Origin of the sequence: Actinocrinis sp. (assembly GCF_035653575.1) — a bacterium.
GTDB lineage: Bacteria > Actinomycetota > Actinomycetes > Streptomycetales > Catenulisporaceae > Actinocrinis.
The window spans coordinates 32,246-54,695 of sequence record NZ_DASRBQ010000008.1 but is presented as its reverse complement, the minus strand read 5'-3'; the positions used below and the strand labels follow the sequence as shown (position 1 = coordinate 54,695).

The 22,450-nt window shown below is 68.4% G+C and carries 19 protein-coding genes; 11 read left to right on the top strand and 8 right to left on the bottom strand.

What is annotated here, in order from left to right; translation table 11 throughout:
• Nucleotides 1-21 precede the first annotated feature (21 nt).
• Nucleotides 22-4,041, top strand: a complete 4,020-nt coding sequence (fxsT, locus tag VFA06_RS01410; protein WP_324838491.1) for an FxSxx-COOH system tetratricopeptide repeat protein — start codon at nucleotides 22-24, stop codon at nucleotides 4,039-4,041.
• A gap of 6 nt (nucleotides 4,042-4,047) precedes the next feature.
• Here fxsT and VFA06_RS01405 read toward each other — a convergent pair whose 3' ends face one another.
• The 7 genes from VFA06_RS01405 to VFA06_RS01375 all read right to left on the bottom strand — a co-directional run bounded on the left by VFA06_RS01405 (nucleotide 4,048) and on the right by VFA06_RS01375 (nucleotide 11,814).
• Nucleotides 4,048-5,013, bottom strand: coding sequence for an alpha/beta hydrolase (locus VFA06_RS01405; protein WP_324838490.1), 966 nt, complete (start codon nucleotides 5,011-5,013; stop codon nucleotides 4,048-4,050).
• A 179-nt stretch (nucleotides 5,014-5,192) separates the two neighbouring features.
• Nucleotides 5,193-5,678 carry a RipA family octameric membrane protein gene (locus VFA06_RS01400; protein WP_324838489.1) on the bottom strand — a complete coding sequence of 162 codons (486 nt, stop codon included), beginning with the start codon at nucleotides 5,676-5,678 and terminating at the stop codon, nucleotides 5,193-5,195.
• A gap of 119 nt (nucleotides 5,679-5,797) precedes the next feature.
• A complete protein-coding gene (locus VFA06_RS01395; protein ID WP_324838488.1) occupies nucleotides 5,798-7,249 on the bottom strand; it encodes a HAMP domain-containing sensor histidine kinase in 1,452 nt (483 codons plus the stop codon).
• The gene (locus tag VFA06_RS01390) at nucleotides 7,246-8,013 is read right to left on the bottom strand and encodes a response regulator transcription factor (RefSeq protein ID WP_324838487.1); all 768 of its coding nucleotides are present in this window, start codon (nucleotides 8,011-8,013) and stop codon (nucleotides 7,246-7,248) included. Before VFA06_RS01390 ends, VFA06_RS01395 begins: the two co-directional genes overlap by 4 nt.
• A 253-nt stretch (nucleotides 8,014-8,266) precedes the next feature.
• Nucleotides 8,267-8,962, bottom strand: coding sequence for an ABC transporter ATP-binding protein (locus VFA06_RS01385; protein WP_324838486.1), 696 nt, complete (start codon nucleotides 8,960-8,962; stop codon nucleotides 8,267-8,269).
• 26 nt (nucleotides 8,963-8,988) lie between these two features.
• Nucleotides 8,989-10,467, bottom strand: coding sequence for an ABC transporter permease (locus VFA06_RS01380; protein ID WP_324838485.1), 1,479 nt, complete (start codon nucleotides 10,465-10,467; stop codon nucleotides 8,989-8,991).
• A 177-nt stretch (nucleotides 10,468-10,644) separates the two neighbouring features.
• Nucleotides 10,645-11,814: a hypothetical protein gene (locus VFA06_RS01375; protein WP_324838484.1), complete on the bottom strand. Its 1,170-nt coding sequence runs from the start codon at nucleotides 11,812-11,814 to the stop codon at nucleotides 10,645-10,647.
• A 331-nt stretch (nucleotides 11,815-12,145) separates the two neighbouring features.
• On the opposite strand from VFA06_RS01375, the gene VFA06_RS01370 reads away from it, so the two are divergent.
• The 4 genes from VFA06_RS01370 (at nucleotide 12,146) to VFA06_RS01355 (ending at nucleotide 15,993) form a co-directional block, all read left to right on the top strand.
• Nucleotides 12,146-12,502 carry a YciI family protein gene (locus VFA06_RS01370; RefSeq protein WP_324838483.1) on the top strand — a complete coding sequence of 119 codons (357 nt, stop codon included), beginning with the start codon at nucleotides 12,146-12,148 and terminating at the stop codon, nucleotides 12,500-12,502.
• 112 nt (nucleotides 12,503-12,614) lie between these two features.
• Nucleotides 12,615-13,868: an RNA polymerase sigma factor gene (locus tag VFA06_RS01365; RefSeq protein WP_324838482.1), complete on the top strand. Its 1,254-nt coding sequence runs from the start codon at nucleotides 12,615-12,617 to the stop codon at nucleotides 13,866-13,868.
• Nucleotides 13,869-13,997: 129 nt separating this feature from the next.
• Complete coding sequence (locus VFA06_RS01360; RefSeq protein WP_324838481.1) at nucleotides 13,998-15,260, top strand: molybdopterin-dependent oxidoreductase; 1,263 nt, start codon at nucleotides 13,998-14,000, stop codon at nucleotides 15,258-15,260.
• Nucleotide 15,261: 1 nt separating this feature from the next.
• Complete coding sequence (locus VFA06_RS01355; RefSeq protein ID WP_324838479.1) at nucleotides 15,262-15,993, top strand: hypothetical protein; 732 nt, start codon at nucleotides 15,262-15,264, stop codon at nucleotides 15,991-15,993.
• On the opposite strand, the gene VFA06_RS01350 is transcribed toward VFA06_RS01355, so the two are convergent.
• The gene (locus tag VFA06_RS01350; protein WP_324838478.1) at nucleotides 15,956-16,747 is read right to left on the bottom strand and encodes an SGNH/GDSL hydrolase family protein; all 792 of its coding nucleotides are present in this window, start codon (nucleotides 16,745-16,747) and stop codon (nucleotides 15,956-15,958) included. The genes VFA06_RS01355 and VFA06_RS01350 overlap by 38 nt on opposite strands.
• Nucleotides 16,748-16,935: 188 nt before the next feature.
• Here VFA06_RS01350 and mgrA point away from each other — a divergent pair, with 188 nt between their 5' ends.
• The 6 genes from mgrA to glgA all read left to right on the top strand — a co-directional run bounded on the left by mgrA (nucleotide 16,936) and on the right by glgA (nucleotide 22,437).
• A complete protein-coding gene (gene mgrA / locus VFA06_RS01345; protein WP_324838477.1) occupies nucleotides 16,936-17,964 on the top strand; it encodes an L-glyceraldehyde 3-phosphate reductase in 1,029 nt (342 codons plus the stop codon).
• 19 nt (nucleotides 17,965-17,983) lie between these two features.
• On the top strand, nucleotides 17,984-18,583 hold the full coding sequence (locus tag VFA06_RS01340; protein ID WP_324838476.1) for a sulfite oxidase-like oxidoreductase: 600 nt from the start codon (nucleotides 17,984-17,986) through the stop codon (nucleotides 18,581-18,583).
• On the top strand, nucleotides 18,553-19,314 hold the full coding sequence (locus VFA06_RS01335; RefSeq protein WP_324838475.1) for a ferredoxin reductase: 762 nt from the start codon (nucleotides 18,553-18,555) through the stop codon (nucleotides 19,312-19,314). Before VFA06_RS01340 ends, VFA06_RS01335 begins: the two co-directional genes overlap by 31 nt.
• Nucleotides 19,315-19,435: 121 nt before the next feature.
• Complete coding sequence (locus tag VFA06_RS01330) at nucleotides 19,436-19,672, top strand: DUF6510 family protein (RefSeq protein WP_414639797.1); 237 nt, start codon at nucleotides 19,436-19,438, stop codon at nucleotides 19,670-19,672.
• Between the two features lie 266 nt (nucleotides 19,673-19,938).
• Complete coding sequence (locus VFA06_RS01325) at nucleotides 19,939-21,108, top strand: alanine--tRNA ligase-related protein (RefSeq protein ID WP_324838472.1); 1,170 nt, start codon at nucleotides 19,939-19,941, stop codon at nucleotides 21,106-21,108.
• Nucleotides 21,109-21,264: 156 nt separating this feature from the next.
• On the top strand, nucleotides 21,265-22,437 hold the full coding sequence (glgA, locus tag VFA06_RS01320; protein WP_324838471.1) for a glycogen synthase: 1,173 nt from the start codon (nucleotides 21,265-21,267) through the stop codon (nucleotides 22,435-22,437).
• Nucleotides 22,438-22,450 lie beyond the last annotated feature (13 nt).

Sequence of the window (22,450 nt, the reverse complement as noted above, 5' to 3'; positions counted from 1 at the left end):
CGTGGGAAACGGAGACGAGCGGTGACGGTTCAGGAGCGAGACCGCCGCGAAGGCAGGATCGTGACCTTCTATTCGTACAAAGGAGGCACGGGGCGCACCATGGCGCTCGCGAACGTTGCGTGGATCCTCGCATCCAACGGACACCGGGTGCTCATGATCGACTGGGATCTCGAGGCGCCTGGCCTGCACCGCTTCTTTCACCCGCTCCTCGACCCGGCCAGGCTTGCCGACCGGGACGGCGTTATCAACATGATTGACGAGTACTGCTTCCATGCCGGGCGCGCATTGGCGAACCCTGAGGAGGCGAAGCCGGAGAGTTGGTGGGCGCGGTACGCCTCCGTCTCGCGCAATGCGATTCCGGTGAACTTCTACTTCGACGGGGGCGGCAGCCTGGACTTCGTCTCCGCTGCCCGCCAGTACCCGGTCTTCTCCGCCAACCTGACCCCGCTGGACTGGGAGAAGTTCTACGACGAACTCTCGGGCAGTCAGTTCCTCGACGAGATGCGCAAGCAGTTGAAGCAGGAATACGACTATGTGCTGCTGGACAGTCGCACCGGGCTGAGCGACTTCGAGACGATTTGCACCAAGGACCTGCCCGACGACCTGGTGATCTGCTTCACGCTCAGTAACCAGAACATCGAAGGCGCCGCAGGACTGGCCGAGCACGTCGAGGAGATGCGCCGAAGCAACTCGCTGCGCACGAACATCCGGATCCTTCCGGTGGTTACGCGGATCGAGGATGCCGAGATAGAGCGCCGGGATGTTGGCCTGGCCGTTGCACGCGCACGTTTCGCGCGATATGTGCGAGAGATCGAGCCGCGCGATCCTGATAGGTACTGGAGCGAGGCGCGCATCCCCTACAAGGCGCTTTATGCGTATGAGGAGCTGCTTGCCGTCTTCGAGGACGACCCCGGTGATCCCGGCTCCGTGCTTGCGGCGTGCAAACGCCTCACGGGTCTGATCACAAACGGCACAGTCACCGGCATGCAGCCGATCAGTGAAGCCGTCAGGGCGCGCCACCGAGAAGCGTATCGGCGGTCGCGGCCTGTACAACCGTCGGACGTCTATATTAGCGGTCTGCCGTCGGACGCGAACTGGGTCGCCTGGCTCGGCTGGTTGCTGCGCGGGCTCGGCTACGAGGTGGCTGCCGAAGAACCGGAGGCGAATGCGGGCAGGCCACTTGAGGCAGAGGTCGCCGATCGGATGCAGGCCGCGGCATTTACGGTTGCCGTGGTGTCAGGCGCCTACCAGGCTTCTTCGGTAGCCCGCGCGGTGTGGAATTACGACTACGGCCGCAGCTCGACCCAATCCGGCCGGCTGATCCCTGTCCGCGTCGACGAGGCTGAGCTGGGCGATCTATTCCGCCAGCGCCATGTCGTGAGCGTGGCGGCCCTGGACGAGACGGCCGCTGTGGCCGCCATACTGCGCGCCTTCAGCTCGCAGCTGACCGTGGAGCAGGCTCTGGCCAAAGCCGCGGATGCCGGCGAGCGCGTCCGGTATCCGCTTTCGAAGCCGGCCGTCTGGCGCGTCCCGAACCGGCTGGCCGCTTTCACCGGCAGGGACGAGGAGCTGGTCAAGCTCCGCCGGCAGCTCGGCACCGGCACGGCCACCGCGGTGTTGCCCCAGGCCCTGTTCGGTTTAGGCGGAGTCGGCAAGACCGCACTCGTGCTCGAGTACGCGCACCGGGCCCAGTACGACTACGACGTGGTCTGGTGGATCCGCGCCGAGCAGCGGAACATCGCGAACGAGGACCTCGCCCACCTCGGCGAGGCGTTAGGGCTACGCTCCGCCGACAACATCAACGCGGCCGCCGAGGCGGCGCGCGAGGCGCTCGCCGCCGGAGTCCCTTCGACGCGCTGGCTGCTGATCTTCGACAACGCCGAAGACCCGAGCACGGTGAAGCCGCTGATTCCACGGCGTGGCACCGGCCACGTCCTGATCACCTCGCGCAACTCCGCGTGGAAGCGCGAGGGTTCGTTCGGCTCGCTCGAAGTTGACGTCTTCTCGCGTGAGGAGAGCGTCGAGCATCTGATGCGGCGCGTCTCCGGTCTGACGGAAGAAGACGCGCGCGCCGTGGCGGAGACGCTCGGCGACCTGCCTCTCGCCATCGAGCTCGCGGCGGCCTGGCTCGACGAGACAGGCATGAGCGTGGAGAGCTATATCGAACGGTTGCGTACCGAGCTGAGCCGCACCCTTGAGGCGGGCCGGGCACCCAACTACGAGGGTTCAGTCGTGGCCACCTGGCGGGTCGCCATCGCCGAGATCCGGCGCAACCTGCCCGCCGCGGCGCGCCTGCTGCAGCTGCTGGCGTACTTCGGACCGGAACCGATCGCCCTTGATCTCGTCTACAGCGACGCGATGATCGAGGCGCTGCTGCCGGTCGAGAGCCGCCTGCGTGATAACAAGATGATGATCGGCCGATATATCCAGGAACTGGGACGCTACGCGCTCGCCAAGGTCTATCGCGGTGATTTGAACGCTCTGCAGGTCCACCGACTCATCCAACAGGTCGTGCGCGAGGAGATCGCAGAAGACGAGGAGATGACCCTGCGCCGCCAGGTCCACGCGATCCTCGCATGGGCACGACCGACGCAAGGCGACGTCGACAATCCTGCGAACTGGGACTGGTACGGGCAGATCTGGCCGCACGTCTTCCCGTCGAACGCGATCGCCGGCAATGGCGAAGTGCGCCAGCTCTACGTCGACCGTGTGCGTTATCTGCGCTTCCGCGGTGAACTAAAGCAGGCGATCGCACTCGCCCGGGAAACGATCGCGACGTGGAATGGGAATCCGTCGATCGGACCAGACGACCCGCGCAATCTGAGCATGGGCTTCGAGCTGGCGGTAGCGCTGCGCTTCAACGGCGAGACCCGCGAGGCGCTCGAGATCGACGAAGACGTCTACCGCCGCCAGTTGGCTCATCCCGATATCGGCGAGGACCACATCGCCACGCTCATGACCGCGGGCGGACTCGCCGGCGACTACCGTGCGCTCGGGCGGTTCCAGGAGGCGCTCGAACTGGACCGGCGGACGTATGACTCCTTCGTGGGGCTGTTCGGCAACGACCATCCGCGCACCCTGGTGGCCGCCAACAACTACGCGGTGTCGCTGCGCGCAGTCGGCCGGTGTTTCGAAGCTCTCGAAGTCGACGAGCGAACGCTCGCCGAGCGATTGCGGGTACTCGGCGAGTCGCACCCGTTCTCGTTCTTCTCCGCCATCAACCTGGCGCGGGACTTGCGTGACTGCGGGGATCGGACCGCGTCGCTGGAGTTGCTCAGACGGACGTACGCTGATTGCCGCAAGGTGCTGGGAGTGGAGAACCCGCTGACTCAGGATGCGGCGAAGGCGCTTGCCATCGGCCTGCGCAAGGCGGGTTCGCGGGAGGAGTCTTCTGCGTTGATCGCGGAGCTCACGACCATGCTGGGCCGGCCGGAGGAAGTGACCGCTGTGCCCAGGCTCAGCTTCGCCCTGAATGTGGCGAGCGACCTGGCAGCGCGTGACCGCACGGTGGAGGCGCTCGCGCTGGCCGAGTCGGTCCGAGACAAGTACGAGGCGGCCCTGTCGGCCGATCACCCGGACACATTGGTCAGCGCGAACAATGTGATGGTCTACTTGCGCAGGCTCGGCCGGTTCGGCGAGGCGAGGGAGCTCGGCGAGGACACGCTACGGCGGTTCAAGGCGGTGCTCGGCGCAGTGCACCTGTTCTCGGCAGCGTGCGCGATCAACGTCGCGAACGTGTTAGCGGACTGCGGGGAACACGCGGCGGCGCAAGCCCTGCTCCAGGAAACCCGACACAACCTCGTAGAACTTCTCGAGGCTGTTCCGAGCGCGTCGGAGCGAGAGCAACATCCCGATCTACTCGCGTGCGACGCGAACCTAGCCGTCACCCTGCATGACCTTGGCCGTCTGGAAGAGGCGCAAGAAAGGCGCGGAAAGTTGCTGGGCACGCTCGCCGCGCTACGCGGTGAGACGCACCCGAACACTGTGGCACTGAGCGAGTGGCGGCGTATCGACAGAGAGCTGGATCCGATGCCGGGCTGAGCGCCGTCAAGATCGCGTTGGCGCTGCCTCGCGTGTCTCGTCTACGAGCCAGCGCAACACGCGGGGCAGCGCTTGGACCGCCCCGAAATGAGCGCTGCCCGGAGCCATCATGGGCGTACAGTTGCGCAGATGCTCCGCCAGCCAGTGGAAGTGGCCCACCGGCGAGAATCGATCCAATTCCCCGTGCCAGAGCAGCACCGGGGTCTCGATGTCCTCCACGTCGAAGCCCCACGGCCGAGTGAACGAGACCACGTCGTCGAACCAGCCCTCTGAGCCGTACGCCGCACTCTCCTCGTCGTCGGCGTCGACGGGAGTCGTCCATTCGTCCCGGGCGCGATGATGGTCATCGGCCGAAGTGAAGGCTCCACGGAAGTTGTCCACCAACATCCGGCTGACGCCTATCTCCATGACGATCCGGCGGTCTGGCACAGACAACTCCGGAGAGAGCGAAGCGATCATCTGGCCGGGATCGCCGCTGATGGCCTTGCCTCGGTCCCAGAACCGGTCACGCAGGCCCCTGAGGTCGCCTCCGCGGGCCTTCGCCTGCTGATACGCCTCGATATTGGACGCGGTCATGCCGTCGAACCAATTCAGGCCTTTGGCGTCGAACGGGGCCAGACTCACCAGCACCGCGGCGCTGGCCACCTTATCCGGCAGCCGCGCGGCGCACGCCAGCGCGTGAGGCCCGCCGCCGGAGCGGCCCACCACGGAGAATTGCCCGATACCGAGCTCTCGCGCGATCGCGTCTACGTCGGCGGCGGCGTGTATCACCTGCCGGTCCGGGTATCGGGTCGAGCCGCCGTATCCAGGGCGATCATAAGCGATCAATCGCAAGCCGAGCAGGTGCAGATCTCTGGTCCGCGGCCGTGGACCCTGCCGGCTTCCTGGCGTGCCGTGCAGCAAGAACACGGGGTAGCCGTCGACCGGTCCCCACCAGTCGACTGCCAGACGCCTTCCGTCAGGCGTCTCCACCAACCGTCCCACCGATTGTGCCTCCAGCCCGGTGGTTCCTTCTAACGTCAGTCCCCTTCGCAGCATGCTGCGTCACGCGGATTCTGTCATCCGCGTGCGGCAGCTTAGTCGAAGAGGTCTGTCGCCGGAGTGGAACGCCACAATGCGCAGGGTTACCCGGAAAAAGACAGATAATCGGCTTACGTAATCACACGGCCGATAAGCACCAATATGTGCAGTACGGCGAAGATCCACGGGATCCGCCGCTCGACTGCGCCGAGTTCGTTGGCGCCCCACCGGTTTGGCCGGCTTGATTCCAGCGCGATCTGCTCATCCCGATAGGGGCTGAGCGGAAGCAGTGACTCCATCCTGATGATCACATCGAACTTTGCCTGACTGACCGCCCGATAGCGGCGCAGCTGCACCCACCAGGCCAACGAGAGCGAAATTCCGGCCAGCGCGATCACCCCGCTCGTCCACCACGGGATGTGCCGCAGATTCGGCGTACCTAGTCCAACCACCGTGACCAGCGCTGTCTGAGTGCTGAGGAAGAACGCGTTCGCCGTGCCACGGCGTGCGGAGATCCGGTCAACCATCTCCACTGCGAGTTTGTAGATCTCAAGCACCGGGATCGAGGTGTGAACATCGTCGGCCGCTTGTGATCCCGTGGCTGGCGACTCCCCCATTTTGTCCTCCCCAGGCCATCGTCGGCGGCCCCTTCAGGAGATACCTTCCGTCGAGGGCTGCGAAACCGGCGGTACCGACGTGGGGGCGGGAGTCCGACATCCGCCGAGTCGGGATTGGCCTATGCTGCGCCCGGATCGCCGGGGAGCCAGAGCCGGGCCACGGTGCCGCCGCCGGGCGCGGGCTGGAGGCTGACCTTGCCGCCAGACTCCTCAGCCACCTGCGAGACGATCGCGAGGCCGAGGCCGGAGCCGGGCAGCGAGCGGGCGCTGTCTGAGCGCCAGAACCGCTCGAAGACGTGGGGCAGGTCGGCGGGGTCGATGCCGGGGCCCTGGTCGACGACGGCGTACTCGCCGCCCTTGAGCCGGACCATGACCGTGCCGCCGGCCGGGGAGAACTTGACCGCGTTGTCCAGCAGGTTGACCACAGCACGGTCCAGGGCCGTCGGGTCGCCTTGGACGTACCAGGGTTCGACCTCGATGTCGAAGTACAGGCCGGGGCCGCGCAGCTTCGCCCGCTCGATTGCCCGCCCGACGCTTTCGTGCAGCGCGACGCGCATCGTGCGGCGCGCGCCGCCCTCTTGGCCGCGGGAAAGCTCGAGCAGGTCCGTCACCAGGCCGGACAGCTCATGGAGCTGCTGGTCGACGCTTGCCAGCATCGTCTCGCGGCGTCCGGGGGGCAGTTCGCGGCCGGTGCGCTCGCTGCGGAGTAAGAGGTCGACGTTGGTGCGCAGCGAGGTGAGCGGCGTGCGCAGTTCGTGGCCCGCGTCGGCGATCAGCTGGTGCTGTCGCACGCGCGAGGTGGCCAGCGCCTTGGTCATCTTGTTGAACGCCGCGCTGAGCCGGTTGATCTCGTCCCTTCCCTCGACCGGCAGTTTGATCGACAGGTCCTCGGTCTTGGCCACGTGCTCGACTGCGCGGGTGAGCCTGCGCACCGGTTTGACCGCGGATCGCGCGACGAGGAGCCCTGCCATGGTCGCCAGCGCGACTCCGCTGACCGCGGCGACCGCGAGCCAGAGGGTGAGCTTGCTGAGGGAGGAGTCGACATCGCTCAGCGTGGCGATGTTGGAGATGGCCACGCCATCACCGTAGGTGTATGTGTAAACTCGTACATGCTCGCCTTTGAGGGAGTAGGTGTCGTAGAACACTCCCTGCAGCTGTGGCGCCTCGAGTGTTCCCGCCGCGATGGCCTTCTGGGTCTCCGAGACGCTCACTGCGAGGTCCCCGGTCGCGCAGGTCTTGCCGCTGGCCAAGACGTATTGCTGGTTGAACGGATTGGCGGGGCCACCGGGTCCGGGGTCCGGATTGCCGCCCGGTGGTAGGCCGGTCGAGTACTGAGATTGCTGGAGGCACTGGTCGTAGGCGGCGACACCAGTGGCCGAGAAGCGTCCCCCGAGCGGGTGTATCTTGCTCACGTTCTGGTTGACCTGGTTGTTCAGCTGCTCGGAGACAAGGAAATAGGAGGCCAGGGCGGCGACGATGATGGCCACCGAAACCGCGACGGCGGAGAGCAGAGCGAAGCGGCCGCGCAGCGAGAGACCGCGCAAGAAGCCGCGCGCGTGCCGGTGGGTCATGGGGTGCCGCCCGGCGCGCCGGAACTGTTGACGGCGGCGGCGGTGCTGTCGGCGCGCAGGACGTAGCCGACACCGCGCACGGTGTGCAGCAGCCGCGATTCGCCGCCGGACTCGGTCTTTCGGCGCAGGTACATCACGTACACGTCGAGCGAGTTAGACGTCGGACCGAAGTCGAAGCCCCAGATCGACGAGAGCAGCTGGTCGCGGGCCAGCACCTGGCGGGGATGCCGCAGGAACATCTCCAGCAGGTTGAACTCGGTGCGAGTCAGCTCGATACTGCGCTCGCCGCGCGTGACCTCTCGCGTCAGCACGTCCATACGCAGGTCCGCGTACGAGAGCACCTCCTCGTCAGCGATCGCCGGCTGCGACGCCTCGGCCAACAGCGCGCCGCGGCGAAGTAACGCACGCAGCCGTGCGTACAGCTCGTCGAGGTCGAAGGGCTTGGCGAGGTAGTCGTCCGCGCCGACATCCAGTCCGGTAACGCGGTCGCCGACGGTGTCACGCGCGGTCAACAGCAGCACAGGCAGCGCGGCATTGAATGAGCGGAGCCGGCGCAGGACGGTGAGCCCGTCCATCCGCGGCATCATCACGTCCAGCACGATCGCGTCCGGGACCTGTTTGGCGATCGCCTCGAGCGCGCCGAGCCCGTCAGCGGCCACGGTGACCTCGTACCCCTCGAACTCCAGGCCCGCGCGTAGTGCCTCGCGCACCGCGGGTTCGTCGTCCACAACCAGGATCCGGCTGTTCGGCTCGTTCGTGGACATGTCTGCTCCAGGGGCTTGTTCCGGTGGGTAGGTTAGGCGCTTTCCGTGGAACTGCGTCTTTGGCGCAGCGCCCGCGTCGTTGTCCCCACCCTCGCAATCTCTCATGAGAAAGCTGTGAGAGAAGGATGTGACGTGGACAAATACCTGGGCGGGGAGGGGACGGGGGAGTGGGCGAGGGGGACGGGGGCGAACGCGAAACGGCCGGGACAGGCTGTGAGAGCCCGTCCCGGCCGAGGCCGCGATCGCCGCCGGGTCAGGAGGTGACGGAAGACGGCGCCTCGCGCTTGATGGTCAGCTTGCCGTTCTTGATCTGGGCCAACCGGGGGACCCGGTTCGCGATCGCCGAGTCGTGGGTGACCATGATCACGGTCAGGTTGCGCTCCCGCCAGAGCTTCTCCAACAGCGCGAAGATCTCGTCGCGGGTGTACTCGTCCAGGTTCCCGGTGGGCTCGTCGGCCATGATCACCTTGGGTTCCTTGACCAGCGCGCGGGCGATGGCGACGCGCTGCTGCTGCCCGCCGGACAGCTCGCCCTGCAGGTGCCCGGCCCGGTCGCCCAGGCCCACCTCGGTCAGGGCGCGGGCGGCGCGCTCCTTGCGCTCGGCCGCGGAGATCTTCAGCGGGACCAGCGCGGTCTCGACGTTTTCCTGGGCGGTGAGGGTCGGGATGAGGTTGAAGGACTGGAAGATGTAGCCGAAGTTCTGCGCGCGCAGCTTGGTCAGCTGCATCTCGTTGAGCTTGGCCATGTCCCGGCCGTCGAAGAGCAGGCTGCCGGACGTGGGGCGGTCGAGCCCGCCGAGCAGTTGGAGCAGGGTGGACTTGCCGTGTCCGGTGGGGCCTTGGATGGCGAGCATGTCGCCGTCCGGGATCAAGACGTTTACGCCGTTGAGGGCGTTGATGGTCTCCTTGCCGCGCTTGTACTGCTTGGTCAGGTCGCTGATTTCATACATTGTCGGGGTCTCTTTCTCGGATGGGGTCAGGCGACCTTGCGCAGGGCGTCGGCCGGGCGCAGCGAGGAGGCGCGCCAGCCGCCGAAGCCGCCGGCGATCAGGCCGCCGAGCACGGCGAGGGCCACCGCGAGCAGCAGCACGTTGAAGGCCACGGGTGCGGAGAGGTGCACGGTGACGGACTGGGACGCGGCCTGACGGAACCCGCCGCCGCCACCGCCCGCGCCGCCGGGTCCGCCGTTCGGCAGGCCGTTGCCGGTCGGGTTGGTGATGCCGCCGGTGGACGCGGTCAGGCTCGGCGCCACCTTGTCGATCGCGAAGGCCGCCGCGAAGCCGAGGCCGATGCCCAGGGCGCCGCCGATCAGGCCGGTGACGATCGCCTCGCCCATCACCTGGCGCACCACCCGGCGCGAGGTCCAGCCCAGCGCCTTGAGGGTGCCGAACTCGCGCACCCGCCGGCCCACCGCCGACATGGTGAACAGCGCGGCGACCGCGAACGCCGCGATCAGCACCGCGATCGAGAGCCACCGGCCCAGGTTGTTGGCGAGGGAGGCGGCCGAGGAGATCGAGCCGGTGACCGACTTGGCCAGGTCGGCCGAGGTGGTCACGGTCGCGGTGGAGTCGGCCTTCTTGATCGCGGCGGCGACCGCGTCGATCTGCGTCGAGTTGCCGGCCTTGACGTAAATCGTCGTCACCGCTCCGGTCTGGCTGGAAAGCGTCTGCGCGATGCCGAGCGGGATGTACACGTTGCTCGACGTCGAGCCGGAGACCAGGCCGACGATCTTGAAGCTCTTGCCGCCGAGGGTGATCGTGCCGCCGAGCTTGAGGCTCTTGGAGGAGGCGTACGACTGGGTGAGCACCGCGACGTACGACTTGGCGTCCGCGGCCGTGAGCATCCGGCCGGAGGCGAGCGTGAGCGTGGAGGTCGGGCCCACCGTCAGGTTCGAGGTGTCCACGCCGGTGACCGAGGTGACGTTGAAGTTGCCGCCGCCCGCGGCCGGTCCGCCGAACGCCGGGCCGCCGTTCGAGCCGCCGCCCCCGCGTTCGCCGTTTCCGCCGGAGTTGGTGCTCGGCTGCTGGGTGACCTGCTGGGTGACCGTGGTGCTGATGTTGAAGTCGTTGAGCGCCAGCGAGCCGACCGCCGTGGACACCCCGGACACGTTCTTGATCTTGGCGAGCGTGGCCGCGGTGATCGCGGTGGTGCCGGGGGAGAGGGTGAGGTTGTCCGAGGTCGTGGTCGACGACTTGGTGCCCGTCGTCGAGCCGGCGTCCGGGCCGCGGAAGCTGAACGAGCGCTGGCTGTTGTTCGCGGCGGCGGCGCTGGTCACGGTCATGTCGGTGCCGACGCCGTAAAGCGAGTGCAGCACGGTCTTCTGCGCCGCGTTGACGCCGGCCGAGGCGGCAGTCACCGTGATCGTCAGGCCGATGCCCAGGGCCAGGCCGAGCGCGATCACGAACGCCTGCCGCCCTCGTCTGCGCAGCTCCCTGGTCAGGTAGGTGAAGAACATCAAGCGTCCTCGAGGCTCGGTGGGTCGAAGCGATGGTCGCGACGACTCTCCGGCCTCCTCTTGACCAGGGGATGAGGCGAGCATGAGAACGGAGTGAGTGATGGGATCGTTATCTTTGCTGGTCAGCGGCAAATAGCGGTCAGGTTGAGTTGACGGCCCCGGGTTGATGGCCCCGGACTACCAGCCGCGCCGTGTCAGCGAGCCGGGGGCTTGTGGCTTCGCGGCCCACTGATGAACCGTGCCGCGATGTACGGCCGCGTAGACGCGGTCACGCAGCACGTTCGCATCGTGGTCGGTCAGCGTGCGCTCCAGATCCCGCAGCACGACGCGAACCAGCACGTTGTCCTGGTCTTCGCGTGCACCCAACCGCTCGCGGGCGGCCACCGGCAGCGCGGCGAGCGGCGTGCGCGAGAGGATCTGCACCGACTCGACCTTCGCGGCGTCAGAGCCGAGGGCGTCGCGGATCCGGTCGCCCAGGTCCTCGGCGGTGTCGCCTTCGTCCACGGCGACGGAAAGGTCGCGGCGGATCGGCGGCATCGCGGAGACGGCACGGTACGGCTCAAGGTCGAGCATCTGCCCGGCGATCCGCGGATCGGTCGCGCGCAGCAGCCGGATGTCCGGCACGCCCTTCACCAGCATCAGCAGCCTGTCGAGTCCCGGGCCGAGGGCGAGACCCGAGTACGAACCGTCGAGCCCGGCGCGGGCGAGGACGTCGGGATGCGCGAGACCGCCCTCGCCAACCTCGATCCATTCGCCGTCGACGAGCACATCCGCCTGCTGGCCGTTGAGCGTATAAGGATGCACACGCGATTCGAGACGATGCTCGGCTCCGGGGAGTAGGGCATTGAGGATCAGCTCGACCATTTCGCGCAGGTCAGCGTCGCCGAGGCGCGGTGTGCGGCGGGTGATACGCCACAGGTCGACCTGGTGCGGCGTGCCCGTGTGCAGCCGGTCGATCGAATCGCGTCGATACACGATGCCAGGGCACACGAGAAGTACGTCGTCGGCGGGGTCGGCGGCCAGCGCGCGTAACGCCGACGGGACGAGTGCGCTTGAGTGGCTACGCAGCATTCGATGTTCGTCGACGTAGCGCGTGTACCGGGCGTCGCGCGTTACGTCGCTCGGGTCGTAGCCGAGGGCGTCGTAGTTGTCGGTGATCGGCACGACGCGGTCGCCGCGACACCAGCGAACCCCACAGCCCCACGCATCGGCGAGGGCGCGTACCGCACGGTCGAGCACGAGCTGGATGGCGTGCGGACCCTCGGCCGGGTCGGACAGGTCACGGATCGTCAGATCGCGCGCGAGTTGGTCCGCGGAGAGCGAGGACTGCGAAAGCAAGGGGTTCATGAGGGGACTTCCTGTCGGGTTGGCGAACGGTCGGGGAAACCCCTGGTCCGTCGGGCCGAACCCGGTGGAAGTCGCTAGCGGCCTAAGGCGGCCGAGACGTGGCGAAGCGCGACCCCTGCGGTTCCCGGACGGGACCAGGGGCCGGTAAATCGGTACGTCACGACTACCGAGGCCACGCATCCAGCATACGGGATCGGGCGAGCCCGGGGCGGCCGAAAAAATCTTGAAGCCGATGTCGAAGTGCGGCCTGTCCCGATCGACGCCTAGATGGAAAGGGCGCCAGGCGCCCGGAACCCGAATGCTGAGCGAACCGGAAACGGAAGGAACCACCATGCGTTACATGTCCCTGATCAAGATCGACCCTGCCGGCGTGCCCGAGGGCGGCCCCAGCGAAGAGCTGATGACCGAGATGGGCAAGCTGATCGAGGAGATGACGAAGGCCGGCGTGCTGCTGGACACCGCGGGCCTGGCGCCGCTTGACGAGTCGACCCGGGTGCAGCTTTCCGGCGGGAAGCTGACCGTGATCGACGGGCCGTTCACCGAGGCCAAGGAATTCGTCGGCGGCTACGCGCTGACGCAGTGCCGGTCGAAGGAGGAGGCGATCGAGTGGGGGAAGCGGTTCCTGGCCATTCACGGCGACCAGTGGGAGATCGCCCTGGAGATCCGCGAGGTGCAGGAGGCGGCGTAGCCTCGGCGCCGCAGCCGGCGTAACCCCGTCCCCGGCTCCGGCCCTGGATCCGTCCGCGGACGCGGCCCCGCGGTGTTTTGCGCGGGCGTCGCCGCGGCGGTGAGATGGGGGCGTGAACCAAACCGACGAGCGGGCCAGGCGTGCGGTCGAAGCCGTGTGGCGCATCGAGGCGCCGCGGCTGATCGCGGGGCTGGCCCGCACCGTCGGCGACCTCGCGCTGGCCGAGGATCTGGCCCAGGACGCGCTGGTCGCGGCGCTTGAGCAGTGGCCCGGCGAGGGCGTGCCGCGCAATCCCGGCGCCTGGCTGATGACCGTCGGCAAGCGCCGGGCCGTCGACCTCATCCGCCGCGATCAGACGTACGCGCGCAAGCTCGAACTGATCGGCGCGGACCTCGGCGCCGACGAGCCGGAGCCGGACGCGATCGAGGACGACCTGCTGCGCCTGGTGTTCACCGCCTGCCATCCGGTGCTCGCCCCGCAGGCGCGCGTGGCGCTGACGCTGCGCCTGCTCGGCGGCCTGAGCACGGCGGACATCGGCAGGGCGTACCTCGTTCCCGAGGCGACGATCGCGCAGCGCATCGTGCGCGCCAAGCGCTTGCTCGCGCAGAAGCAGGTGCCCTTCGAGGTCCCCGCCGGTGCACAACTGGCCGAGCGGCTGACTTCGGTGCTTGAGGTGGTCTACCTCATCTTCAACGAGGGTTATTCGGCTACGGCCGGGGACGACTGGATGCGTCCGGCATTGTGTGAGGAAGCGCTGCGGTTGGCCCGAGTCCTGTCCGGCCTCATGCCGGCCGAGCCGGAAGTACACGGCCTGACCGCGCTGCTGGAGATCCAGTCCTCGCGCGTCGCGGCCCGAACCGGAGCGAAGGGCGGCGTGGTGCTGCTGGCCGACCAGGACCGCGGCCGATGGAACCAACTGCTCATCCGGCGCGGGTTCTCGGCGCTCGCCAAGGCCGACGCCACGGCGAAGGCGCGGCGCCAGGCTCCCGGACCGTACGCGCTGCAAGCCGCGATCGCCGCGTCACACGCTCGTGCGATCACCGCGGCGGAAACGGACTGGGCCACCATCGCCGGGCTCTACGACGCTCTGATCATCGTGCAACCGACTCCGGTCGTCGCGCTCAACCGCGCGGTCGCCGTCGCCATGGCGCGCGGACCGGCCGCCGGACTCGCGCTCGTCGACGAACTGGCCGCTAACGACGTGCTCAAGGACTACCACCTGCTGCCCGCCGTGCGCGCCGATCTGCTCAACCGGCTCGGCCGGTATGACGAGGCCCGTGAAGAGCTCGAACGCGCCGCGCCGCTCGCCCAGAACGGCGCCGAACGCACCCTGCTCCTCGAGCGGGCGGCCGCGCTTCCGAAGTGATCCGGCGCGGGATCACCTGCGGACTATTCCGACCGGCCTGCAACGTCATGGTTCGGTAATGGCGTCGTAAGCGGTCGGTAAGGGCGTTGGTCCTGGTGAAACCGGGTGCGCGCGGGCTTCGATTGAGGCATGGCCAGACTCACGTTCCCGACGCCGCCGGGGTGGCTGCGGCGCGGGCCGCTGCGAGAGGGCGCTTTTCGCAGCTCCCTGCATGACGAGCGCACAGCGGCGCTGATCGGTACCGCGCTTGGCATCGCGTTCACGACCGCTTTCCTCACCGGGCTGATCAGCCATGAGCTGCAACTGCGGCACCCGCCGACCTGGATCCCCGATCGGCCGGTGTGGATCTACCGGTTCACGCAGGGACTTCACGTCGCGTCTGGTCTGGCGGCGATCCCGCTGCTGCTGGCGAAGCTGTGGACGGTGTACCCGCGGTTGTTCGGCTGGCCTCCGCTGTCCTCGATCCGGCACGGCCTGGAGCGGCTGTCGATCCTGGTGCTGGTCGCCGGAGCGATCTTCCAGCTGGTCACGGGCCTGCTGAACGTCATCCAGTGGTACCCGTGGGCGTTCGCATTCGTGCCGACGCACTATCAGGTCGCGTGGATCACGGTTGGGGCGTTGATCGTGCACATCGCCGTCAAGGCGCCGGCTATCGCTCGGGGTTATCGGCGGCCTGCCGCGCAACCGCCGTCCGAGCCGGCAGCCGAGGCGGCTCCGGCGGTAGCCGCCGCCGGCGAGCCGGTCGCTGAACCGTCAGTGGCGGAGTCGACGAAGCCCCGTTTCCTCGCGCCGCGTCCCGGGACCGTCAGCCGCCGCTCACTGCTCATCACGACGAGTGCGGCGGTAGGGGTCGTGACGCTGACCACCGTCGGCCAGTCCGTGACCTGGCTGCGCGGCATCGACCTGCTCGCGCCGCGCGATCCGTCGGTCGGGCCGCAGGGCGTGCCGATCAACCGGACGGCGGCGCAGGCCGGCGTGCAGACTACGGCGCTCGATCCCGGCTGGCAGCTGGAGGTCGACGGTCCGCGTCCGTTCCAGCTGACGCTGGCTCAGCTCGCCCGACTGCCGCAGTACGAGGCCGTGCTGCCGATCGCGTGTGTGGAAGGCTGGTCGGTCAACGGCACCTGGAGCGGAGTGCGGCTGCGCGACCTGCTGGACCGTGCCGGGGCGCCGACGGGGGCCGACATCAGGATCGTCTCCTTCGAGAAGGCTGGCTTCTACGCGACGACCACGATGCCGCGCGAATACGCCCGCGACCCGCTCACCTTGCTGGCGCTGCGACTCGGCGGGCAGCCGCTCAGCGTCGACCACGGATATCCGGCACGGATCATCGCGCCCGGACGCCCCGGCGTGCTGCAAACCAAGTGGGTGCAACGGATCGAGGTGCTCTGAGATGCGTATCAGGCAACGAGGCCTTGTGCCCGGCGCACTCTCGATCAGCCCGCTGCTCGCGGCGCGGGTCGCGCTGGGAGCGTTCGGCGTGTGGGTGGCGAGCATCGGACTCAGGGCGCTGCTACGCGGCCACCCGTTCGCGGCGAACGCACCGGTCGGCCGCTGGCTGATCGGCGGCGTGCTCGCGCATGACGCGATCATCGCGCCGACGGTGTTCGTGCTCGGTGCGGTGACCGTCCGGCTCGCCGGCCCGCGGGTGCGGCAGGCGTTGGCCGCGATCCTGCTGATCGGCGGCTCGGTCCTGATCGTTGGCCTGCCCGACGTGCTGCGCAAGGGCCATAACGCCAACCCGACCGTCACCCCGCTCGACTACACACGCAATCTGATCATCGTGCTGCTGGCGGTGGTCGGAGGCGTTCTACTCACGACAGCCGCGTCCGCGTTGTGGAGGCGGCGGCGAGTGGATGAGGAGGACTCCGAAGTCCAGGACCGCGAGGTTCCGGAGACCGAGGTTCAGGAGCCGGAGATTCAGGAGCCCGAGGTCCAGGGCTCAGAGGCGCCGGAGCCCGAGGTTCAGGACCGCGAGGGTTCGGAGTCCGAGGTTCAGGACCCTGAGGCGCCGGACCCCGAGGTTCAAGAACCCGAGCCACAGCTCTCCCAGTTACAGGACTCCGAGACTGACGACGCGGTGGTGCCTATCGCATCGACGGAGGCTGAGACGGCAGAGGAGTGACCAGGTGCCAGGTCGGGTGCTTCGGCTCGCGGTCGTCGCCGGAGGACCGGCCGCGCAGCCGCCGGTTGATCCACGGCAGGACGTGGTCGCGGTAGTAACGCGCATTGGTCGCCAGCCGCCGCGCGCTCGGTAGCGCAGGCGCCGCGTCGGACGCAGCGGGCACCGAAGAGAAGCCGAGGGCGTGCAGCACGAGGCCGGCGACGCGCTCGTGCCCGTGGCTGTTCAGGTGCAGCCGGTCGACCGTCCAGTAATGCGGACTGCGGATCTCCTGGTCGGCGAAGCAGTTGACCAGGGTGACTCCATGACGAGCGCACACTTCGGCCAGTCCGGCGGTCAGGTACGCCGCGCGGCGGTGGACCATGCGGCCCAGCGGCAGCTGCGCAGTCGGGTCTGCCCCGCTGAGCAGGACCGGCCGCACACCCGCCTCGACGCAGCGCCGGATCGCCTGCTCGGTCATCGCCAGCAGATCGTCGAGCCGCACCCCCGGCCGCAGCATGTCGTTGCCGCCGCCGTTGAGCGTCAGCAGGTCGGCGGCGGGCTCCAGCGCCAGCGCGGCGTCGAGTTGGTCGGTGACGATCGGCCGCAGCAGCCGCCCGCGGATGGCCAGGTTGGCGTATTCCACCGGCTCGCCGCGTTCGGCCAGTGCCGCGCTGAGCCCTAACGCGACCAGATCCGCCCAGCCGCGCAGGCTGCCGTCCGGCCGCAGGTCGCCGACCCCCTCGGTGAAGCTGTCCCCGATCGCCACGAACCGCATGCTCAAACCTCCTGTTTCGAGACGCCAGTATCCACTAGCTGCTGATTGAGCCGTGCCCGTGATCGGTCGCATCCGCAGCTTCTATTGGACAGCCCCGCAACGCCGGGAGAGGGTGGGAGGGCAGGTCGCCGAGGCGTTCGCGCCGCCGCAGGGAAGTGCCGCCCCGGGCGGCCGCAGGAAGGATTGTGATGGGTTACCTCGCCGCTAGTGAGCGTTACGACGCCGCGGTATTCCGGCGGTGCGGCCGGTCCGGGCTGGACCTGCCCGCCATCTCACTCGGGCTGTGGCACAACTTCGGCGACGCCCAGCCGCTCGAGACGCAGCGCGCGATCCTGCGCCGTGCCTTCGACCGAGGGATCACCCACTTCGACCTGGCGAACAACTACGGCCCGCCGTACGGCAGCGCCGAGGCCAACTTCGGCACGCTGTACGCGCAGGACTTCCGGCCGTACCGGGACGAGCTGATCATCTCGACCAAGGCCGGGTACGACATGTGGCCAGGGCCGTACGGTCAGGGCGGCGGCTCGCGCAAGTACCTGCTGGCGAGCCTGGACCAGTCGCTGACCCGGATGGGCCTGGACTACGTCGACATCTTCTACAGCCACCGATTCGACCCGGACACGCCGCTGGAAGAGACCATGGGCGCGCTCGACGCCGCGGTGCGCTCCGGAAAGGCGCTCTACGCGGGCATCTCCTCCTACAGCCCCGAGCGCACCCGGCAGGCCGCGGACATCCTGCGCTCGCTCGGCACCCCGCTGCTGATCCATCAGCCCTCGTATTCGATGCTCAACCGGTGGATCGAGCGCGGGCTGCTGGACACGCTCGGCGATCTGGGCGTCGGCTGCATCGCGTTCTCGCCGCTCGCGCAGGGCATGCTGACGAACAAGTACCTCGGCGGCATCCCAGAGGGCTCGCGCGCCTCCCGCGGCTCGTCGCTGTCCACCGAGCTGCTGAGCGAGGGCAACCTGCAGCACGTGCGCGCCCTCAACGAGATCGCCGCCGAGCGCGGGCAGTCGCTGGCGCAGCTGGCGCTGGCCTGGGCCCTTCGCGACGCCCGGGTGACCTCGGTGCTGATCGGCGCGAGCAGCGTGGCGCAGCTCGACGACAACCTCGGCGCGCTGGACCGGCTGGAGTTCAGCGACGAGGAACTGGACCGCATCGACAAGCACGCGGTTGAATCGGGCATCAACCTCTGGGCGGCTTCCGGAGAGGCATGAGCATGGAGGGCTGAGCAGGATGGCGATCGTCTCCCGCGGGTTCCACGGACGGAAGCGTTCCGACGACGGAAGGCTGCCGCCCGGGCAGTACGAGACGCATGACTTCCCGGTGCTCTCGGCCGGGCCGACCCCGCGGATCAGCCGGGACCGCTGGGAGTTCGCGATCACCACCGAGGCCGGGGTCAGGCACGCCTGGAACTGGGCCCAGCTGACCGCGCTCCCGTCCGAGCGGCCGACCGTGGACCTGCACTGCGTCACCAAGTGGTCGAAGTTCGACACCGAATGGCAGGGCGTCTCGCTGGACCTGCTGCTCGAGGATGTCGAATCGGCCGCCGACTTCGCCCTCGTGCACTCCTACGGCGGCTACACGACCAACCTTCCGCTGGAGGACCTGCTCGACGGCAAGGCCTGGATCGCCTACGGCTATGACGGCGAAGACCTCGCGCCCGAGCACGGCGGCCCGGCCAGGCTGCTGGTACCGCACCTCTACTTGTGGAAATCCGCCAAGTGGGTGCGCGGAATCCAACTGTCGCTTGAGGACGAGCTCGGGTTCTGGGAAAGCGTCGGCTACCACGAGTACGGAGACCCATGGCGCGAGCAGCGGTACCAGGGCGACTAGGGCAGCGCCTGCGATGGCAGGCCGCGACGCTGGTCGAGCGCCGAGAGGAAACGCCCGCGGCGCGCACCCTCGTGCTGTCCGTACCCGGCTGGCCGGGTCACTTACCCGGTCAGCATGTTGACGTGCGCTTGACCGCCGAGGATGGATACAGCACCCAACGCAGCTACTCCATCGCCTCGGCGCCCGAATCCGGCGGCGATCGAGTCGAGCTGACAGTCCAGCAGGTGACGGACGGAGAGGTCTCGCCGTATCTGGCCGAGGAGCTGGCGGTCGGCGACCAGATCGAACTGCGCGGCCCGGTCGGCGGATGGTTCGTATGGCGGCCCGAGCAGACCGAACCGGTGCTCCTGGTGGCCGGCGGTTCCGGGGTGGTCCCGCTGATGGCGATGATCCGCACTCGGCGCAGCGTCGGCAGCCGCGTACCCTTCCGGCTGCTGTATTCCGTGCGCACGCCCGAAGACCGGATGTACCTCGACGAGCTGTGGCACGGCGATCCGGGGCTGGACACAACCTTCCTTTACACGCGCAAGGCGCCGGACGGCTGGCGGCGGCCGCCGGGACGGTTGACCGCCGAAGACGCCGCCGCGGCAGGCTGGCCGGCGGATTTCGCCCCCGCCGTCTACGTGTGCGGCCCCACCGGGTTCGTGGAGCACGCCGCCGACCTGCTCGTGGAACTCGGGCACGATCCCGCGTCGATCCGTACCGAACGCTTCGGTCCGAGCGGAGGCTGACATGGCTGAGTTTGATCAGGCCGCGTTTGATAAGGCTGAGTTTGATAAGGCTGAGTTTGATAAGGCGGCGTCTGACGACAGCGCGCGTCCCGACGACGACGCGTACCAGGACGGCAACGCCCTGGCCGGGCCGCTCTCGGAGATTTTCGCGGTCGACGTGACCGCCGCGGTGGGCCGCTGCTCCGGCTGCGGCAGCACCGGACCGGTGGCGCGGCTTCGGGTCTACGGGCCGGAGCCCGGCCTCGTCGCGCGCTGCCCGGACTGCGAGCAGGTGGTCCTGCGGCTGGTGCGCGGCCCCGACGCGGCCTGGCTCGACCTGCGCGGCGCCGTCAGCCTTCGGATCGCGCTGCCGTCCTGAGCCGAGCGGAAATGAAGGTGCCCGCGGGCCCGCGCGCGGGTTATGGTCGTGGCATGGAGGTCCTCACGTTCAACCGTTCGGCCGCAGCCGCGCGAGCTACCAGCTCGTCGGTTGCCGTCGGCTGACCTGACCTCAGCCTCTCCTACTCCCCGGCGACCGGAATCGGCTCGCCGGTGTGTTTTTCTGCTTTCTGGATCCCTGACCTCGAAGCCGCTGCTCGCACCGTCGCTCCGTTTCGGTTGCCATGAACCGAAGGAGCCACTCCCATGGATTCCGGCCAGACCGTCAACACCTTCATCGACTTCTTCCGCGAACGCGGTCACGGCCTCGTCGGCGAAAGCACCCTCGTGCCCGAGCCCGGCGATCCGGTGCTCTTTACGACCTCCGGCATGCACCCGCTCACGCCTTATCTACTCGGACGCCCTCATCCGCTGGGCCGACGCCTGGTCGGCGTACAACGCTGCCTGCGCACCACAGACCTCGACGAAGTGGGCGACCGCACGCATCTGACCGTATTTCAGATGCTCGGCTCGTGGTCGCTCGGCGACTACGACGGCGTGCAGAGCATCCGCTGGGGTTATGAGCTGCTGCGCGATGGCTATGGCATCGACCCTGGCCGGCTGCACGTCACCGTCTTCGGCGGCGATGGGCAGGTCGGCCCGGACACCGACTACTGGCGAACCTGGAGTGAGCTAGGCGTGCCGGTCGAGCCGACCGTCGAGGACAACTGGTGGTCCAACGGCCCGGTCGGCCCCTGTGGCACGGACACCGAGATCTTCGTGTGGACCGGCGACGGACCGCCGAGCGGTACGCCGACCGTCGATCCTCGATGGGTGGAGGTCTGGAACCACGTCTCGATGCGCTACCGGCGTCACGAGGACGGAAGCCTGGAGCCGCTTCCGCAGACCAGCATCGACACCGGACTGGGGCTGGAGCGGCTGCTCACAATCCTGCAACGCAAGGAGTCGGTGTTCGAATGCGACGTGTTCGAACCCTGGAACACGACGATTCCGCCGCTCTGGACGCTGGACGAGCGATCGTCGCGGCTTGTCATCGACCACTTGCGGTCGAGCGTCGTCGTGATCGGAGACGGCGTGACGCCCTCGAACACCGGCCGTGGCTACGTGCTGCGCCGGCTCATCCGCCGGACGCTGACAACCCTCTGGCGCGACGACCCCTCCCGCACGGTGATGGACCTGCCGCCGGTTCTCGTCGAGGACACGCTCGGACGCTTCGGGCAACCGGGTGACGTCAGACGCGTGTACGACGTGCTGCGCGACGAGGAGCGGCGCTTTTCGGGGCTACTCGAACGCGGCCGCCAAGAGGTCTCCCGCAGGCTGCGCCGCGGCGGTCTGAACGAGGAGGACTACCGCAGCCTGCACGAGACGCACGGCCTGCCACGCGAACTCGTCGACAACCTGCTGACGACGAGATGACGGTCCGCCGCCGTCTCGTCGCGGTCGGTTTTCGGCTTGCCCATCAGGGCCCGGCGTCCCGCGCGTACTTCGCGATCTCGTGCTCGCCTACGCCCTGATACTGGGCTATGTTCTGCACATGAACGTCCGTACTCGGTGACGTGCCAGGAGGCGCTCGTGAAGGTCGGCCTGCTGACCAGGGAGTTTCCGCCCGACGTGTACGGCGGCGCGGGCGTTCACGTCGAGTTCCTGGCCAGGGAACTGCAGGCGCTGGCGGACGTGTCCGTGCACTGCTGGGCGAGTCAGAAGGCGACAGAGCCGCAGCCGGGCGTCCAGCGGCACGCCGCGGCCGAGGCGCTGGCCGGAGCCAACGAGGCGCTGCGCAGCCTGTCGGTCGACCTCGCCATGGCGGCGGCCGTCGCGGATCGTGACCTGGTGCATTCGCACACCTGGTATGCCAATATGGCCGGCCACCTCGCCAAGCTCCTTTATGGCATCCCGCACGTGATGACTGCGCACTCGCTGGAGCCGCTGCGCCCGTGGAAGGCCGAACAACTCGGTGGCGGCTACACGCTCTCCAGCTGGGCCGAGCGCACCGCCATCGAGGCCGCGGACGCGGTGATCGCCGTTTCGAACGGAATGCGCGCGGACATCCTGAGCTGCTATCCCGGGCTGGATCCGCAGCGCGTGCACGTCGTGCACAACGGCATCGACACCGCGCTCTACCGGCCCGATCCCGACAAAGCCGCGCTCGCGAAGCACGGTGTGGACCCCGAGCGGCCGTACGTGCTGTTCGTCGGACGGATCACGCGCCAGAAAGGCGTCCCGCACCTGCTGCGGGCCGCGCGCGCCCTCGATCCGGCAACGCAGCTCGTGCTGTGCGCCGGCGCCCCGGACACGCCCGCGATCGACCAAGAGTTCCGCGAGCTGGTCGACGAGCTGCGGCAGTCCCGCGACGCGGTGCTGTGGATCCCGCAGATGCTGCCGCGCCCCGAGGTGATCCAGCTGCTCAGCCACGCGGCGGTGTTCGCCTGCCCGTCGGTGTACGAGCCGCTGGGCATCGTCAACCTCGAGGCCATGGCCTGCGGCGCACCCGTGGTCGCGTCGGCGGTCGGCGGCATCCCCGAGGTCGTGCAGGACTGGGTCACCGGGCTGCTGGTCCCGTACGACGAGAAGGACCCGGCCGCCTTCGAGGCGGCGCTCGCCGAGGCGCTCAACGGCGTGATCGCGGACCGGGACGTCGCCGCGCGGATGGGCGAGGCGGGACGCGAGCGCGCGGTACGCGAGTTCGGCTGGGACGCCATTGCCCGCAGGACGGTGGCGGTGTACGAGGAAATCCTGGGGAAGTAGTGGTGGACCTGCT